Here is a 16,964-nt window from a genome sequence, read left to right on the forward strand (position 1 = left end):
ACCCTGGCGGCTCTACTCGCCGGGCTCGGCGCCGGCCATCCGGGTTTTCCCGCGCCGGGCCAGCAGGGGAAGTGCGGCGAGCTGGATGAGGGCGGCGGCGCCGAGGATGCTGCTGGTGACCTCCTCCCGCCAGCCGGGAAGGTGCTCGGAGAAGCCTGACTGCTCGTCCACGTACATCGGCAGGTTGCCCCAAGCCACGGGGAGCAGCGTCACCAGGTAGCCGACCGTGAAGACGCCCACGATCAGCAGGGAGCGCGCCGTGCCTGCGGAGGAGGATCCCGTGCACGGCCAGAGCGGCGGCGGGCACGACGGCGAAGGCGCACACCAGCCACATGGCTTCGAGCGCGAAGTCGGCCTCCCAGAAGGACCCGGGCGGGGCTGTGGCGCGGGCGATCCGGTCGGACACGAGGTTGGCCGCGGCGAAGGCCAGGAGGAACGTCAGCGGGAGCAGGAGGAGCCACACGCTCCACGGGGAAGCCGGAAGGAGCACATCCCGGCGTACGAAGCCGCGCACCGCGAAGAGCTGGGCGATCGCGGCGGTGGCGAGGATCCCGCCGAGCAGCGGCGGATACCACGGCGGCGACAGCGCGCCCATGTCGAAGGGCACCGTCGCATATCCGCCCGACGGGCCAGGAAACACCTCGTCGTAGCCGGTGACCGGGTTCAGGACGTAGACCACCGGCATCGCGGCCACGTATGCGGCGCCCAGGAAGCCCGTCCCGAGCACGAGGCCGGCGGGCCGGCGGCTCAATCCGAACTCGACGAGGCCGAACAGCAGAGCGGCGCCGATGAAGAACGCGCCGAGCAGGGCGATGCGCCCCTGGGCGAACGGGATGAAGGCGGCGATCGCCTGGGGTACCACGTGCTCGTTCGCCTCGGCGGGGGCGGCGGGAAGGCGCCCCCGCACATCGCGGACGGCGAAGAAGTTGACGACGACCACGACAAGCCCGAACGGCAGTGGAAACCACGTCAGTTTGCCCATGACCATTCGATGATCGCATGCGCTGATCGGTTCGAATCGAGCGCGGCGTTACGAGCCGCAAGGATGCCACCCCTGGATTCATTACGGAAAGTTACCGACTCTTGACGTTGAGTAATCGGTCCGGGAGGATGAACTGCCAGATGATCAACGAGAGAGGCTGACCATGTTCAGGCGCATCACGAAGCTCGCGGCTCTTTTCGCGGTCTCCGCCTTCCCCCTGCTCGCTGCCACCCCGGCCAGCGCCGGAGTCGACGCTCAGTGCGGCCAGTACATCTGCGTCATGACCGCGCACCACAACCGGTTCGTCCAGGACATCACCGTCAGGACCAAGGACGGCCTCCCCGGGACGCTGCGCGCCTACTGGGGCAATTTCCACTCCCCGAAGGTGAACGCCGCGTCTCACCGGTGGGCGGTGGGCTACGAGCAGGCGCAGGCGAAGCTGGTCTGTGGCGGTCTTGAGCGCGACGGCCGATCGATCGAAGACGGGATCTGCGTCACCATCTGATCCGCCCGGCCATGACGAAGGGCCGGCAAGCACGTCGGGGGCGCCACCGATCACATCGGCGGCGCCCCCGACGTGCGGTCCTTGACCTCAAGGGCGGTTGAGTTTCTAGGGTCGTCGGCGACTCGTCCGGCAAGCTGACCTAAGGAATTCGACTGTGACGACTTTGGTGACAGGTGCCACCGGGAACACCGGCCGGCACGTCGTGGCAGAGCTGATCCGCCGAGGAGAGCGGGTCCGCGCCCTGACACGGGACCCGGCGGCGAACGCGGGAAGGTTCCCGGCCGAGGTGGAGTTGGTGGCCGGCACGCACAACGCGCCGGAAAAGCTGGACGCCGCACTCCAGGGCGTCACCCGCCTGCATGTCACGGTGACGGCGGGCCTGGCCGAGGCCGGGCCCGAGCTGGTCCGGCGGGCGGTCGCCGCGGGCGTTCAGCGCTTGACCGTGCTGTGGGGCGGCTGGGTGGGCCCGGTCGAGCAGGCGGTGGCGGACTCGGGCGTGGAATGGACGCGGCTGGAAGCACAGGAGTTCATGTCCAACACGTTGACCTGGGCCGGATCGATCCGAGCCGAGGGAGTGGTCCGGGAGCCGTACGACTACCCCAGCGCGCTGGTGCACGAGGCCGACATCGCGGCCGTGGCAGCCGTCGCGCTGCTCGACGACGGCCACGCCGGGCAGTCCTACAACCTCACCGGGCCCGAACCGCTGACCCCGACCGACCGCATCGCGATCCTGTCCCGGGCGATCCGCCGCGACATCGCCTTCGAGCCCATCACGCACGAGCAGGCGATCGACAGGCTGATGGCCACCGGTGTCTCCCGGGCCGACGCCGAATATGTCGTCGGCTGGTATGCCGAGCCCAGTGATTCCGCCCAGACCGTGGACGACACGGTCGAACGGGTGACCGGCCGTCCGGCGCGTACGTTCGCGCAGTGGGTGGACGAGCACGCGGACCGGTTCTAGGCTCCGGCCACGATCACGCGGGCGTGGTCGTGGCCGTGGCCGGGGTCAGCAGCTCTTGTCGCGGGCGGGCAGGTTTCCGGTGGTCAGGAACGAGGTGACGGTCTGGTCGCCGCAGGCGTTGCCGTTGGCGAGGTAGACGCCGTGACCGCCGGAGTCGACGCTGACCATGCGGGCCCGCTGCCCGAATGCCTGGCGCATCTTCAGCGCTCCGCTGTAGGGCGTGGAGGGGTCACGCAGGTTCTGGATGAGCAGGACGTTGGCGGGCCCGCGCGAGGTGACGCGCACGACGGGCTCGGCGGGCTCGAACGGCCAGAACTGGCACGGGCCCATGTTGACGGGCATGCCCGCGGTCAGCGGGTGGGCGGCCCGGTCACGCCTGACCTGCTGCTGGTAGGAGCCGACCGCGTCCTGCCACGCGACGTCGTTGCACATGGTGGCGCCGGCGTGGGCGGCGGTGTTCTGCATGGCGGCCGCCGGTGGCGTGTTCGACGGGGGCAGCTCGCCCGTGGTCAGGGCGGCCCGCATGAGGGTGGCGAGCATGGGGAAGTTCGTGTCGGAGTAGAGGGCGTTGAGCATGGTCTCGCGCAGGAGGTTGCCGTTCAGCTCCTCCGGGTTGGCGCCGGGCCACGGCAGGGGCTTGCGGTCCAGTGCGGTCGCGAGGTCGAGGAAGGTCCGGCGGACCGCCGCCGGGTCGGCGCCGAGACCGTACTCGCCGTCGCGGGCCGCGGCCCAGGCGGCGAAGTCGGGGAAGCGGTCCTCCACGCCGACGGCGTAGTTGGCCAGCCACTGCCGCGCCACCTTCCGCGGATCGGGGTCGTCGTTGCTGTCCAGGACGACCCGGTCGGTGCGCTGCGGGAACATGGTGGCGTAGACGGCGCCCGCGTAGGTGCCGTACGAGACGCCCCAGTAGGAGAGCTTCTTCTCCCCCAGCGCCTGGCGGATCCGGTCGATGTCCCGGGCCTCGTTGCGGGTGCTGATGTGCCGGATGAGCGGTCCGCCGTTGCGGGCGCACGCCTCGGCGATCCGGCGCGACCAGGCGACGTTCTCCGCGATGCCGCCGTCGGCGTCGGGGTACGGCTTGAGCTTGGTGAAGGAGACGTCGCGGGCGTCGAGACCGCACGAGACGGGCGAGCTCTGGCCCACGCCACGCGGGTCGAACCCGATGATGTCATAGCGGTCGAGCACGTCCTGCGGCAGCTTCTTGACCTGGACGCTGGGGCGGTTCAGGCCAGGGCTGCCCGGTCCGCCGGGGATGATCAGCAGCACCCCGCGGCGCAGCGCGGGCTTGGCGGTCTTGATCCGCGACACGGCCAGCGAGATCGCCGGCCCGCCCGGCTTCCGGTAGTCCATGGGGACCTGGAGGGTGGCGCATTCCTGGCGCGGGTCCACCCCGGATCCCGCGGGGCAGGCACTCCACGTGGTTGCCGTTGCCTGGGCCGGGGTCACCAGGGCTGCGGTCAGGATGGCGGTGGATGCTCCGGCAGCGGACAGTCTCGCAAGGTTGCGCATCAAGGGGTCCTCTTCAATGATCGTTCGGCTTGTGTCACCGACTCTGCCGGATCGCCGATCTTCGCCCCAGAGACCTCGTCATCGATGCTCCATGACATGCTCACGAACTGGACACAACGCCCAGCCGATGACATCGCGGCGGTGGGCGAGCCGCCGCTCAGGAAGGGGAGCAGGTCCAGAGATAGGCGCCGCCTTGCAGGTAGCGGTTGCGTTCCTCCGGTGTGAAGGGCCGGGCGGCGATGGCGCAGACGGCCGCCGCCGGGTCGGCGGGCATGCTCACGTCCCACAGGCGGACGATGTGGTCGAACCCGGCGGAGGCCAGGGTGCGCCCGTCCGGGCTGAACGCCAGCTCCAGCGCGTCACCGACCAGGTTGACCAGCGGCTCCCCGATCTGCCGCCCGGTCCGCACGTCCCACAGGCGTACCGCGCCCTTGCTGTCGGTGCTGGCCACGGTGCGGCCGTCGGGGCTGAAGGACGCCCACAGCACGTCATTGTCGTGGTCGAGCGGGGCGCCGATGGGGCGGCGGGTGGCCAGGTCCCACAGCCGTACCGTCCCGTCGCCCGCCGAGGCGATCAGCGTGCGGCCATCCGGGCTGAGTGCCACCGACCACACCGCGCCCGTCGGGCCGGTGATCGGCGCGCCGAGCGGGCGCCCGGACCGGGCGTCCCACAGCCGGACGGAGCCGTCCACCGCGCCGCTGACCAACGAGCGGCCGTCGGGGGCGAACACCACCGACTGCGCACCCTTGGTGTGGCCCGTGAGCGTGCGGAGCGGCCGGTGCGCGGCGGCGTCCCACAGCCGGACGGTCGCGTCGTCGGAGGCGCTGGCCAGCGTGCGCCCGTCGGGGCTGAAGGCCACCGCGATCACGTTCTCCGTGTGCCCGGTCAGCGGCGGGCCGATCTGCCTGTGGGTGGCGACGTCCCAGAGGCGTACCGCGTCGTCGAACCCGCCGCTCGCCAGCAGCCGGCCGTCGGGGCTGAACACCACCGAATGCACCGCGTCTTCGTGCCCGGTGAGCGGGGACCCGATCTGCCGGCGGGTCTTGGCGTCCCAGAGGCGCACCGTGCCGTCTGCGGCGGCGGTGGCCAGCAGGCGCCCGTCGGGGCTGAACACCACCGACCAGACGGCCTCGCGGTGCCCGGTGAGCGGCGGGGTGAGCGGGCGGCGGACCGTGATGTCCCACAGGCGGATGGTGTCGTCGCGGGACCCGCTGGCCAGCGTCCGGCCGTCGGGCGAGAACGCCACCGACATCACCCGGTCCTTGTGCCCGTCAAGGGGCGCGCCGAGCAACTGGTTGGTCGTCAGGTCCCACAAGCGCACCGACCCGTCCCCGGCCGCGCTGGCCAGGACGCGCCCGTCGGGACTGAACGCCACGGAGTGGACCATCTGCCGCTGGCCGAAGAACTTGACGGTCTGCCGGCGGGTGGCGGTGTCCCACAGCAGGATCGTGTCGTCGCCGGCGCCGCTGGCCAGCGTCCTGCCGTCGGGGCTGAAGGCGACCGACCAAATGCCGGCGGTGTGCTGTTTGAGGCGCCCGAGCGGCCGGCGGGTGCCGGGGTTCCACAACCGGATCGATTTGTCGTAGCTGCCGCTGGCCAGCGTCTTGCCGTCGGGGCTGAAGGCCAGCGACGACACGGCGCCGGTGTGGCCGTCGAGCGTGCCCCGTGGCCGCAGGGTGGTCGTGTCCCACATCCGGACCTTGCCGTCCTTGCCGCCGGCGGCCAGCGTCCTGCCGTCGGGGCTGAACGCCACCCGGCGCAGCTCCTCGGTCCCGCCGTCGAGCTCGGCCGGCGGCCGGCGAGCCCGTACGTCCCACAGCCGCACGATGGTGTCGTCTCCCGCGCTGGCGAGGGTACGCCCGTCAGAGCTGAAGGCGACCGACCACACGGGGGCGGTGTGACCGGTGAGGACGGCGATCGGTGCGTACGTCGCCGCGTCCCACAGCCGCACCGCCGCGTCGGCGCCGGTCGTGGCCAGGACCCGCCCGTCCGGGCTGAAGGCCACCGACAGGACGTTGTCCGGGCCGGTCAGCAGGGCGCGGCCGGGCCTGCCCAGGACGGAGGCCAGACCGGCGCGGGTCTCGTCGGTCCGGGCCGTGGCCCAGGCGGTGGCGGCCAGCCGGGCGGAGACGGCCGGGTCGCTCTTGGCTCTCTCACTCTCCCGGGCGAGCCGGTCGGCGTTCCTGATGAGGGCGAGCTCGCGCTGGTGGCCGGCCTCCTGGCTGGCCCGCCATGCGACGGTCGCCGAAATGAGGGCCAGGACGAGCAGGCAGGCCAGCGTGGTGACCGCGCCCCGCCGCCGGCGCCGGGCGCGCACGACGGCCCGCCGGCCGGCCCGCAGGAACTCCACCGCGGGCGCGGGCAGGGCCGGATAGCGGTCGGGGTCGGCCTGCCACCTTTCCTGGGCGCGCAGGGCCGCCTCCAGCCGGCCGCCGCGATACAGGAACGCGGAGTCGCGGCCCTCGGCGTCCCACTCCCTGCCGTCCTGGACCAGCTCGCCGTAGGCCGCCCGGTCGGCCCGGTCCTCGGCCAGCCAGGCGGTCAGCCGCGGCCAGCCGTCCAGCAGCACGTCATGGGCCACCTCGACGACCCCCGCGCCGTCCCGGTGGCCGGTCACCACCAGGCGGGCGTCAGTGAACGCCCGCACCACGGACTCCACCGTCTCCGGGCGGGCGGGAGCGCACCCGGCCACCAGCTCGGCGTGGGGCACCCGCCGCCGCGTCACCTGGCCGCCCGCGCTCGTGGCGGTGAGCAACAGCAGGACGCGCCTGGCGACCTGCCGCCGCCCGGCGTCGAGGCTGGTGTAGGCGTCCTCGGCGGCGGCCCGCACCGCGGTGGCGACGCCTCCGGCGCGGTCGTAGCCCCGCCGGGTCAGCCGGCCGTCCTCCCGGTTCTCCCAGGTACGCATCATGGCCAGCGACAGCAGCGGCAGCACCCCGGCCCCCGGCGCGTCGTGGGTGTGGCCGACCAGCTCGCGGACGACCTGCCCGGCCAGCCCGTCCTCCACCTCCAGCCCCGCGGTGTGGGCGGGCCCGGTGATCGCCCTGGTCAGCTCATCGGCGTGCATCGGCCCCAGCACGAAGCCGCGCCTGTCCAGCGCGCCGGCCAGCTCGGGGTGGTCGGCGCACCGGTCGACGAAGTCGCCTCGTACGGCACACACCACGATGCCGGGCGGCTCCGCACCCGCAGGCGTGGTCGCGATGGCGTCCAGCGCGGCCAGGAACCGCTCCCGGTCATCGCCCCGCCCCGGCGCCGGGCCGCCGCCGGCCTCGGCGAACAGCTCCTCCAGCTGGTCGACCACGACCACCAGCCGTCTCGGCCCTCGTACCGCCTCCACCTGGTGCTCCGCCCGGCGGGCGGCGTCGGCCAGCAGCACCGCCCGCGCCCGCCCGGCGGCCCGGGCGGGATCAGCCCGCAGGTCCCGCAGCACCGCGTCGGGATCGGCGCCGCTGCGCACCGCGAGCTGCGTCGCCAGCTCGCGCAATGGCTGCAGGGTCGGCGTGAGGAGCAGGTGCGGCCATTGCCGAGCGGACGGCACCCCCGCCATGAACCCGCCCGTCAGCGCCGGCAGCAGCCCGGCCTGCAGGAGCGAGGACTTCCCCGCCCCGGACGCGCCGGTCACCACCATCAGGCCCGGATCGTCGAGCCTGGCCGCGACCATCATCAGCAGCCTGATCGTGGCCTGCCCCCGGCCGTAGAAGACGCCCGCCTGCTCCACGCCGAACGGCAGCAGCCCCTGATAGGGGCACCGGCCCGCCCATTCCGGATACGCGCCCGCGCCCGCCGATCCGGAGCCGGGCGCGGGTGGGAGGCGTCCGCAGATCACCCGTAGGCGCTCGTGCATCTGCATGAGGAGCATCCGCTGCTGCTCGTTCTCCCGGCGGTCGCGCCTGTGCTCGGCGTCCTGGCGGTAGAGCGTCCGCTGGATCTCCTCGGTCGCCTCGCGCAGCCGTCCGAGCAGCGGCGTGAACGCCGACATCTGGCCGCCCAGCTCGGCGAAGCCCTGGGCGATCTCCGCGAGCAGGCGCTCGTCGCCGTGCCGCAGCGCCTCGTCGAGGAGGACCTGGGCGGCGTCCATGCCGTCGAGCAGCCGGGCGAGCGTCTCAGCCAGCTCGCCGGCCCGCCGGTCCTCGGCGTGCAAGGCCCGCTCCAGCGCGGTGGCGATCTCCTGTCGTACGAGGGCCGCCGAGGGTGGCTCGCCGCGGCCCCGCTCGCGGGCCGCCGCCAGCGCCTTGCTGATCACCTCGGTCAGCAGGTTGGCCCCGACCGAACCTGCGACGCCCAGGCCGGCCAGCACGAACGGCGCCTGCAGACCGGCCGCGGCCACCGGCGCGAGGGCTCCGGCGCACAATCCCACCAGCAGGGCTCGCGGCGTCGCCCGCGCCACCCGGCGGCCGGACCTGCGCGCCATTTCCGACACCCATGCCCGGACGCCGTCCCGTGCCTGCTCCTGGAGGTCGCGGTCATCCCCCACGCCGGCACGTCCGACGTGGGGAGCGAGCGCACGAGGCGGTCCGGAGCAGCGGCATCGGGCACCTTGCCGGGGTCTGGGGCCGCTGGGGGCGCGACCCGTCGCTCCACCATGATAGTGACTCAACGGAGTCAAATGACTACCAGCGCCGGCCTTCGGGCAGCGGTCGGCTCGACCTGCGGGATGGCCGGGCTCTCAGCCGAGGTGGCCGGCCCGGTCGAGAAGGTATCGCTGCTCGATCCGGTTGCCGGTCAGGGAGGCCGCCTCGCGGTAGAGTCTCGCCGCGCCGGTCGCGTCGCCGGTCATCTGCAGCAGGTGCCCCCGCACCGCGCGCTCGCGTTGCCGGATCAGCGGGTCCTGGTCGAGCCGGAAGCGGCGGTTGAGGTCGTCGAGCAGGGCCAGCCCGCGGGCCGGCCCGTACGCCTTGGCCACCGCCACCACCCGGCTCAGCCGTACCGGCGCGGTGGGGGTGAGCCGTTCGAGCCACAGGTAGAGCGCCGCGATCTGCGGCCAGTCGGTCCGCTCCGGCGAAGCGGCCGCCGCGTGGCAGGCCGCGATCGCGGCCTGCACCTGGTAGGGGCCGACCTCGCGGCGGCTCCAGACGCTGTCGATCAGGCCGGTGCCCTCGCCGATGAGGTCGCGGTTCCATCGCGTCCGGTCCTGCTCGTCCAGGGGCACCAGCTCGTCGTGGCCACCGGTACGGGCGGGACGGCGTGCCTCGGCGAGCAGCATCAGCGCGAGCAGGCCGGTGACCTCCGCGTCGGCGGGCAGGGAGCGGTGCAGCATGCGGGTCAGCCGGATGGCCTCGCCGGTCAGGTCGACGCGGGCGAGCCGATCGCCGCTGGAGGCCGTGTAGCCCTCGTTGAAGATCAGGTAGAGCACCTGCATCACGGCGGCCATCCGGCTGTCCCGGTCGGTGTCGGCCGGCGCGGTGAAGCGGGCACCGGCGCGGGCCAGCTGCTGCTTGGCGCGGCTGATCCGGGTGCCCATGGTGTTCTCGGGGGTGCCGTAGGCGTGCGCGATCTCGGCGGTCGTCAGGCCACCCACCGCGCGCAGCGTGAGCGCGACCTGGGAGGTGGCGCTCAGCGCTGGGTGGCAGCAGAGCAGCAGCAGGGCGAGGCTGTCGTCGGTCTCCGGCGCAGGGCCCGCTTGCCGGGCCGGCTCCCGCATGGCCAGTTCGGCGACGCCGGCCTCCTGCTCGCGCCGGCGCCGGGCCTGGTCGGCGCGCAGCGCATCGACCATCCGCCGGTAGCCGATGCGGATCAGCCAGCTACGCGGGTTCTCCGGCACGCCGGTAGCCGGCCAGGCCCGGCTCGCGGCGAGCAGTGCCTCCTGCACGGCGTCCTCGGCGATGTCGAAGCGGCCGAAGCGCCGTACGAGCGCGCCGAGCACCTGGGGCGCCTCGATGCGCAGCAGGTGCTCGATGTCCGCGTTCAGGCCGCGTGCGCCTTCCCCGCTGTCCGGCCGGCCGTCCGCTCGCGCCGGGCGCCGCCCGGTCACGCCGTGAAGTCCTCGCCCATGATCGGCCGGATCTCGATCGGCTCGCCCAGCACCTCGACGATCCGCGAGACGATCTCCACGGCTCGCTCCTGGCTCGCCACGTCGATCACGGCGAAGCTGGCCAGGACCTCCTTCAGCTCGGCGAACGGCCCATCGGTCGCCACCACGCCGTCGCCGGACCTGCGGACCGTGGTGCTGACCGCCGGATGGCCGAGGCCCTCGCTGCCGACGAACTCGCCGGTGGCGATCAGCTCCTGCTCGAACTTCTGGTAGGCGGCGAACGCCGCCAGCGCCTCCTCGGACGGGGTGTCGGCGGTCGCGGCGTCCCAGGCGGCGGCCGGGGTGTAGCTGAGCAGCAGGTACTTCATGGTGGATCCTCTTGTCGGACGTTCGGGCCAGCGTACGTGAGGTCAGGCGGGGCGGCGCAGGGACAGCGCCAGGACGGTCGTCCAGGTGAAGGCGACCAGTCCGTTGACGGCGATCTGGATGCTCATGTGCTCCGGCGTCATGGGCAGCAGCAGGACGAGCGCGGCGGCGCCGTTGCCGATGGCGGCCGGCACGGCGCGGCGGCGGGCGCATCGCACGCCCAGCACGATGGCGGCGATGGCCAGCGCCGTGAAGGAGACGGCGGCCGCGCTCGAGTGCGCGATGCTGTGCCAGGACATCTGCGCCACCGGCCCGTCAGGAGTTCCGGCGGGGAAGCCGTGCTCCGGGTCCATGGTGAACACGCCGGCCGCGATCATCCCGGTCCCGAAGATCCCGACCAGGACGGGTAGCGCCCGGCGGCCGGTTCCCTCGGTGTAGGTGCGCCTGATGCCGGCGGCCAGCGCCAGGCCGCCCACGCCGGCGAGCACGAACGTGGTGATCTGGATCCAGCCGAGGCCGCCGGTGGAGAGCTGGCTGATCGGATGGCGGGTGATGTCGAAGCCCTCGCGGGTGAGCATCTGGATGATGGCCGAGGCGAGGAACACCGGCCCGGCCAGGGCACCGGCGAGCAGCAGGCGGCCGGATGGGCGGTGGACGGCTGTTGTGGTGGCCATGACTTCCTCCTTGATGGGGTCCTGCCGCTACCTCGTGGCGGGACCCGGCCTCTCGACACGGCGGCGATGTGATCTGAAACACATCCGAGCGGTGTCGAGGCACGCGGGCGGCCTCCGAGGTACCGGCGAACACTCACCACACCCACAAGGAGAACGAGATGTCCGAGATGCCGGAGACCTACGAGCCGAGCGCTGACCTGAAGGCCCTGGACCGCCTCGTCGGCACCTGGGCGATCACCGGCGGCGCCGAGGGAACCGTCCGGTACGAGTGGATGGCCGGCGGCTTCTTCCTGCTCCAGCACGTCGACCTCACCCAGTTCGGCCGGCCCGTCACCGGTCTGGAAGTGATCGGCAACCTGCGCCCGTTCGGCGAGCCGGTCGGCGCGGACGTGGTGTCACGCTTCTACGACTCGACCGGCAACACGCTCGACTACGTGTACGAGCTGACCGGCGACAAGCTGACCATCTGGGGCGGCGCGAAGGGCAGCCCCGCCTACTACGAAGGCACCTTCAGCGCCGACGGCACCACCGTCACCGGCGCATGGGTCTACCCCGGCGGAGGCGGATACGAATCCACCATGACGCGGATCTGACATCACCGGCCCGCCGGGACCTACACCGTGACGAACAGGCGGTCCAGGTGGTAGTCGATGATCTCGACGGCGGCCTCGTAGCTGCGTTGCCGGCTGAGGACGCTGGAGGTCAGGCCGTTGGCGAGCGCCAGGAGGCCGGCGACTTCGGTACGCGGGTCACGATCGGGGGCGATGTCCCCGGCCTCCTGCGCGGCGGTCAACCGTACAGTGAGGAAGTTCTCCACTGCGTTGGGCAGGGTCAGCCCGACCGCGGCGAGCGCCGGGTCGGTGAGGGCGGCGGTGTAGTAGGCGGTCCAGGCCATGGCGTCCAGCCTGCTCTGCTCGTCGAACGGCAGGATCGTGCCGAGGACGGCGGCGAAAAGGTCTCGCGGCGTCAGCTCGCCCGCGACGGCGGCGGCCCGTTGCTTGACCCGGCGGTCCATGCGGGCACCCAGCTCGGTGAGGCCGGACTCGAGCAGGGCCTGCTTGCCGGCGAAGTAGTACTGGACGACGCGCAGCGAGACCCCGGCCTCGGCGGCGATCTCACGCATCGACACCGCCTGCAGGCCGCGGGTGCCGGCGATGCGCAGCAGCGCCTCGGTCAGCAGGCGGCGCCGCTCATCGTGATCCACCTGTCGGGGCATGCCCGTTTCCCCTCTACTGCCCGGTCCCGGGCCGCGCCGGGCCGGGAAAGGTGAGGATCCGCTCGGCGACCAGGTCGGGAGCTTCGACGGGCAGCGAGTGCCCGGTGCCGGGCACGATCTCCACCCGCCAGGACGGCGCGATGCCGGCCAGCCGGGCGGCCAGCGCCTGCGCGTCGAGCAGGGCGCTGCGGGCGCCCAGCAGCACCTGTACGGGCACCGGCACCTGGCGTATCTGCTCGTCGGTGTAGGTGGGTGGGATGGGCACGTGCCGGCGGAAGGACCAGCCGGCCCGCATGAGCCTCATCAGCTCATCCTCGCGCAGCGCCCCGTTGCCCACGACGCCGGCCATGCGGTGTCGCAGCGTACGGGGAAGCATGGAGGCGATGGCGCCGGCAAGGGCCCACCGGACGAACCGCCTGGGCAGCGGCGCGAAGCCGCCCGGGTCCACCAGCGTCAGCGCCGCCACCCGGCCGCCGCTGAACCGAGCGGCCCGGCTCGCCGAGCGGGTCCACGGCAAGGACCGGGCGCGTGCGCGCCAGGGGCTCGATGTAGCGGTACCAGGCCAGCGCGTTGGCGCCGGCGCCGGCCAGGAGGACCACGGGGTCCCCCTCGGCGGGCCCGGCCCGGTGGATCCGCACCATGCCGGCGCGGGTCTCCACGTCGATGGCGTCCACCGGCACCGGCCACAGCTCGGCGAGCACCTGGTCATAGACGGCGTAGTACTTGTCACGGGCAGAGTCACTGGTGAAGGCGGACGGCCGGTCAGGCATGCGCATGGTGACCCCATCTCCTTAATGGATACAGTTGTATCCTAACAAGGCGCGGGCATCACCTGTCCGGCGGGGAGGTGGACCGGTTGACGTACCAGGCAACGATCTGGGCGCGTGAGGTGAATCCGAGCTTCTTCAGGATGTGCTCCACGTGGCCCTCGGCCGTGCGGTGGGCGATGACCAGATGGGCGGCGATGTCCTTGTTGCGCATGCCTGCGGCGACGAGGCCGGCCACCTGGAGCTCCCTCGGGGTCAGCGCCTCCTGCGGCGGCCCGGGCGCCAGCGCGGCGGAGGGCCCGGGTTCGGCCTGCGGTTCGGCCGGTTCGGCCGGCTCCTGCAAGGCGTAGGCGATGGCCTCGTTGAAGTCGAAGCCCGCCCCCTCCTCGACAGCCTTGCAGTAATCCTGCTCGCCGAGGCGGGCGCGCAGCGACGACTCCGCGGCACGATGGGCGTCCTCGTAAGGGCGGAAGCCTTCCAGCGGCACGTCGAGCAGCCGTCGCATCATGCCGGCGGCGCCCAGCATGCGCGCGGCCGGCACGTCGCGCCCCTGCGCGGCGGCGACCCAGGCGAGCGACTCCACGAACCACGCCGGGCTGTAGCGGTAGCCGGCCGACCGTTCGAGGCGCAGGCAGCACAGGAACAAGGAGGCGGCCCGCGTCAGATCGCCCGCGTACCAGCGTCCGATGCCCTCGGCCCAGGTCGCCAGCGCGATCTCGCTGCGCGAGCCCGCCGCCTCGGCGATCTCCCGGCAGCGTGCCACCCAGCCCGCGGCGCGCGGATCGCGGGCGAAGATCGCGGACAGGGCCAGGTAGAACGCCGGCAGGAACGTGTCGTGCAGGATCCCGTCCTCGGTGATCTCGCCCGGGTGGCGCTCGTACCAGTTCAGGGCCGATTCGAGCAGGTCGATCGCCTCCCGGTAATCGCCCAGCATCAGGGTCAGCCGTCCCGACAGAAACCTCGTCACCGCCTTCGGCCTCTCGCGACCGGAGCCGTCGGCCAGCAGCCGGCACTCCTCGAGCAGCACCCGCGCGGGGTCGATCCTGCCGTGCATGAGAGCGAAGAACGTGCCCAAGGTCAGCACGCTGAAGCGGTCCCGTCCGGCTATCTGCCGGCATTCGAGCAGCCGGTCGATCCAGTAGCTGGCTTCGGACGGGCCGCCGAAGAAGCTCCAGTAGCCCTCCAGCGAGAGGAAGATCCGGGTCGCCTCCCCGGCGCGGCGAGCTTCGCCCAGGCAGTGGTCCATCGCGGCCCGCAGGTTCGGCATCTCGGGGACGACGGTGGTGAAGCATTCCACCTGGTTGGAGCCGTACCAGCCGGCCCTGTTGCGTTCGGCCAGGTCCCGGTAGTGGTCGGCGTGCCGGCGGCGGGTCGCCAGTGCTGCCTCGCTCCGGTTCAGCCGGTCGTGACCGTACTGGCGCAGGGTTTCCAGGATCCGGTAGCGGGGGCGGGCGCCGCAGGTCTCTCTGATCACGATGGACTTCTCGGTCAGCGCGGCCAGCAGCGGCAGGACCTCCTCGCGGGTGAGCGGCGCGGCCGAGCAGACCTCCTCCGCCGCCGCCAGGTCGAAGCCGCCGGAGAACACCGACAGGCGTTCCCACACGATCTGTTCCTGGGTGGAGCACAGCTCGAAGCTCCACTCGACCGCCGCGTTCAGCGTCTGGTGGCGGGGCAGGGCGGTGCGGTAGCCGCGCGTCAGGAAGTGCAGGCGGTGCCCGAGCCGGTCGATGATCTGCTCCAGCGACAGGACCCGCAGCCACACCGCCGCGAGCTCGATCGCCAGCGGAATGCCGTCGAGCAGGCGGCACAACCGCGCCGCCGCCACGTGCTGCGCGGCGATGTCGACCTCCGGCGCGATGCTCCTGCCCCGCTCCACCAGCAGCGCCAGGGCGTCGTAACGCAGGACGTCATTCCTGGTGATCCGGGTGTCGGGGCCGGGGAAGGACATCGGCGGCACGATGTAGGGCGTCTCGCCGGGCACTCCCAGCGCCTCGCGGCTGGTGGCCAGCAACCGCACCTCGGGCGCCGCGCGGAGCAGGGCGTCGGCCAGCCCTGCGGCGGCTTCCACCAGGTGTTCGCAGTTGTCCAGCACCAGGAGCATCTGCTTGGGCCGCAGATAGTCGACCACGGTTTCGACAGACGGCTGGGGCATCTCCTCCCGCAGCCCCAGGGCCTCCGCGACGGCCACGGCGAGCAACTGCTCGTCATGCAGGCAGGCCAGCTCGATCATCCGCACCCCGTCGCGGAAGGCCCGCTGCACGCGGGCTGCCACATGGGTCGCCAGGCGGGTCTTGCCCACGCCGCCCGGGCCCGTCAGGGTCACCAGCCGGGTGGCGGACATGAGGCTCCGGATCGCGGCGATCTCGCGCTTGCGACCGATGATCTCGCCCGGCTCGGCAGGGAGGTGAGGAGTGGGCTGCGTGGCAGCCGATCGACCCATGACGGCGACTATGTGCCCCTGACCTGCCCGGAGGTAACCGGCCTACGGGTCCGGGTGTGACATAGGCACTGCCAAGGAATGGATGCCGGCCGCGCCTGCTCAGGCTGCCTCTTCGGCCATCGTGCCGCAGCACGGCAGCGGAAGCCGCAGCACCAGCCGCGCGCCGCCCAGCTCGGAGTCCTGCACGGTCAGCGTGCCCCGGTGCGCCTGCGCGATGGCTTGGGCGATGGGCAGGCCCAGGCCGGTTCCGCCATGCTCGCGGCTACGCGCGGTGTCAATCCGGGCAAAGTGGTCGAAGACTCGATCACGCTGCGGGAGCGGGATTCCGGGACCGTCGTCTTCCACGGTGACCACGACACCGTCGCTCTCGCCGAAAGCCGTCACCCGCACCGCCGATTCGCCGTGCCGCTCCGCGTTGTCCAGCAGGTTGCCGAGCAGGCGGGCAAGGTCGCCGGTGACGCCGCTCACGAGCAGACCGTCTTCCAGCTCCAGCTGGATGGGCGGAGCGCACGCGCGCCTGCCGACCTGCTCCGCCACGAGGCTGGCGACGTCGATCACCTGCGGCGAGTCCGTGGAGGCGCCGTCCAGCCCGGCGAGGGTGAGCAGATCCCTGAGCACGGCCTGCATCCGGTCCACCTCACGCAGGGCGTTGCCGACCAGCTCCCCCAGGTCGGTCTGGCCGGGGTGCATGCCCGCCTCCTCCAGTTGCAGCCGCAGTCCGGCCAGCGGGGTGCCGAGCTCATGCGAGGCATCAGTGATGAACTGGCGCCTCTGGGTACGCATGCGTTCCACAAGGTGTCCCATCCGGGCGACGAGGGTGGCGATCTCGCCGTTGTCGCATGCCGTGGTCATCTGGTCCCTCCCCTGGATTGCTCCTCTCTGCAGCATCGCCCGGTACGTGTCGGCTCCGCGACCGTGGAACTACCTATCTCCTCCCCCATTTCGTGCGATGGGGGCGCCAGGCCGGAGCGGGACGTTCGGCACACCCCCATCATGTCGCCCAGGACATAACGCCATAGCAATATTAATCTTAGACAAGATAACTCCTGAGCTATAGCGTCGGAGGTGAGAGAAAGCCAGATTCCACGGCAAAGGGAAGGGTTGGGTAGCGATGCCTACGCAACGCGAGACAGACGAAGCCGAGATCCGCCGGCTGGTCGGCCAGATCGTCGAAGGGCTCCAGGGCAAGGATCTCGAGGGTCTGAAGCGGCTTTACGCGACGGACATCGTGTCCTTCGACGTCGAGCCGCCGCTCCAGCATGTGGGGATCGAGGCGAAGCTCAAGAACTGGGCGCCGGTGTTCACGTTCTTCACGAGTGTGACGTATGAGGTTCGCGACCTGACGCTCACCGTGGGCGACGACGTGGCGTTCGGGCACGCCTTCGCTCGTCTCAGCGGCACGCTGAAGGACGGGACGGCGACGCGCGGTATGTGGGTCAGGGTCACGTACTGCCTCAAGAAGATCGACGGCACGTGGTTGATCGCGCACGACCAGGTCTCGGTGCCGCTCGACATCTCCAGCGGCAAGGCCGTTGTCGACCTCGAGCCCTGATCCCGTCACCCCACCCCCGCC

The 16,964-nt window shown here is 72.1% G+C and carries 15 protein-coding genes; 5 read left to right on the forward strand and 10 right to left on the reverse strand.

Translation table 11 applies throughout. The features are described from left to right. Positions 1–12: 12 nt before the first annotated feature. Positions 13–240, reverse strand: coding sequence for a hypothetical protein (locus tag ETD85_RS05430; protein ID WP_138688476.1), 228 nt, complete (start codon positions 238–240; stop codon positions 13–15). Positions 241–259: 19 nt separating this feature from the next. Here ETD85_RS05430 and ETD85_RS05435 point away from each other — a divergent pair, with 19 nt between their 5' ends. The 3 genes from ETD85_RS05435 to ETD85_RS05445 all read left to right on the forward strand — a co-directional run bounded on the left by ETD85_RS05435 (position 260) and on the right by ETD85_RS05445 (position 2,448). Beyond that, positions 260–1,087: a hypothetical protein gene (locus ETD85_RS05435; RefSeq protein ID WP_138688477.1), complete on the forward strand. Its 828-nt coding sequence runs from the start codon at positions 260–262 to the stop codon at positions 1,085–1,087. 58 nt (positions 1,088–1,145) lie between these two features. Next, entirely contained in the window at positions 1,146–1,487 is a 342-nt protein-coding gene (locus ETD85_RS05440; protein WP_138688478.1) for a hypothetical protein, read from the forward strand. Positions 1,488–1,641: 154 nt separating this feature from the next. Beyond that, positions 1,642–2,448 (forward strand): NmrA family NAD(P)-binding protein, encoded by an 807-nt coding sequence (locus ETD85_RS05445; RefSeq protein ID WP_138688479.1) that lies wholly within the window; start codon positions 1,642–1,644, stop codon positions 2,446–2,448. A gap of 45 nt (positions 2,449–2,493) precedes the next feature. Here ETD85_RS05445 and ETD85_RS05450 read toward each other — a convergent pair whose 3' ends face one another. From ETD85_RS05450 to ETD85_RS05470, 5 genes are all read right to left on the reverse strand, one after another. Then, entirely contained in the window at positions 2,494–3,837 is a 1,344-nt protein-coding gene (locus ETD85_RS05450; RefSeq protein ID WP_206058094.1) for an alpha/beta hydrolase, read from the reverse strand. 277 nt (positions 3,838–4,114) lie between these two features. Then, a complete protein-coding gene (locus ETD85_RS05455) occupies positions 4,115–8,431 on the reverse strand; it encodes an nSTAND1 domain-containing NTPase (RefSeq protein WP_138688481.1) in 4,317 nt (1,438 codons plus the stop codon). Between the two features lie 192 nt (positions 8,432–8,623). Continuing rightward, the gene (locus tag ETD85_RS05460; protein ID WP_138688482.1) at positions 8,624–9,928 is read right to left on the reverse strand and encodes an RNA polymerase sigma factor; all 1,305 of its coding nucleotides are present in this window, start codon (positions 9,926–9,928) and stop codon (positions 8,624–8,626) included. Beyond that, positions 9,925–10,296 (reverse strand): YciI family protein, encoded by a 372-nt coding sequence (locus tag ETD85_RS05465; RefSeq protein ID WP_138688483.1) that lies wholly within the window; start codon positions 10,294–10,296, stop codon positions 9,925–9,927. Before ETD85_RS05465 ends, ETD85_RS05460 begins: the two co-directional genes overlap by 4 nt. A 42-nt stretch (positions 10,297–10,338) precedes the next feature. Beyond that, a complete protein-coding gene (locus ETD85_RS05470; RefSeq protein WP_138688484.1) occupies positions 10,339–10,968 on the reverse strand; it encodes a DUF998 domain-containing protein in 630 nt (209 codons plus the stop codon). A gap of 158 nt (positions 10,969–11,126) precedes the next feature. On the opposite strand from ETD85_RS05470, the gene ETD85_RS05475 reads away from it, so the two are divergent. Next, on the forward strand, positions 11,127–11,561 hold the full coding sequence (locus ETD85_RS05475; RefSeq protein WP_138688485.1) for a hypothetical protein: 435 nt from the start codon (positions 11,127–11,129) through the stop codon (positions 11,559–11,561). A 20-nt stretch (positions 11,562–11,581) separates the two neighbouring features. On the opposite strand, the gene ETD85_RS05480 is transcribed toward ETD85_RS05475, so the two are convergent. From ETD85_RS05480 to ETD85_RS05495, 4 genes are all read right to left on the reverse strand, one after another. Continuing rightward, positions 11,582–12,184 carry a TetR/AcrR family transcriptional regulator gene (locus ETD85_RS05480; RefSeq protein WP_138688486.1) on the reverse strand — a complete coding sequence of 201 codons (603 nt, stop codon included), beginning with the start codon at positions 12,182–12,184 and terminating at the stop codon, positions 11,582–11,584. Between the two features lie 13 nt (positions 12,185–12,197). Continuing rightward, on the reverse strand, positions 12,198–12,701 hold the full coding sequence (locus tag ETD85_RS05485; protein ID WP_206058095.1) for an alpha/beta fold hydrolase: 504 nt from the start codon (positions 12,699–12,701) through the stop codon (positions 12,198–12,200). A gap of 311 nt (positions 12,702–13,012) precedes the next feature. Next, entirely contained in the window at positions 13,013–15,391 is a 2,379-nt protein-coding gene (locus ETD85_RS05490; RefSeq protein WP_138688487.1) for an ATP-binding protein, read from the reverse strand. 99 nt (positions 15,392–15,490) lie between these two features. Then, positions 15,491–16,243, reverse strand: a complete 753-nt coding sequence (locus tag ETD85_RS05495; protein WP_170246510.1) for a sensor histidine kinase — start codon at positions 16,241–16,243, stop codon at positions 15,491–15,493. 259 nt (positions 16,244–16,502) lie between these two features. Here ETD85_RS05495 and ETD85_RS05500 point away from each other — a divergent pair, with 259 nt between their 5' ends. Then, on the forward strand, positions 16,503–16,943 hold the full coding sequence (locus ETD85_RS05500) for a YybH family protein (protein WP_138688489.1): 441 nt from the start codon (positions 16,503–16,505) through the stop codon (positions 16,941–16,943). Positions 16,944–16,964 lie beyond the last annotated feature (21 nt).

It is taken from the genome of Nonomuraea zeae (assembly GCF_005889725.1).
Classification (GTDB): Bacteria; Actinomycetota; Actinomycetes; order Streptosporangiales; family Streptosporangiaceae; genus Nonomuraea; species Nonomuraea zeae.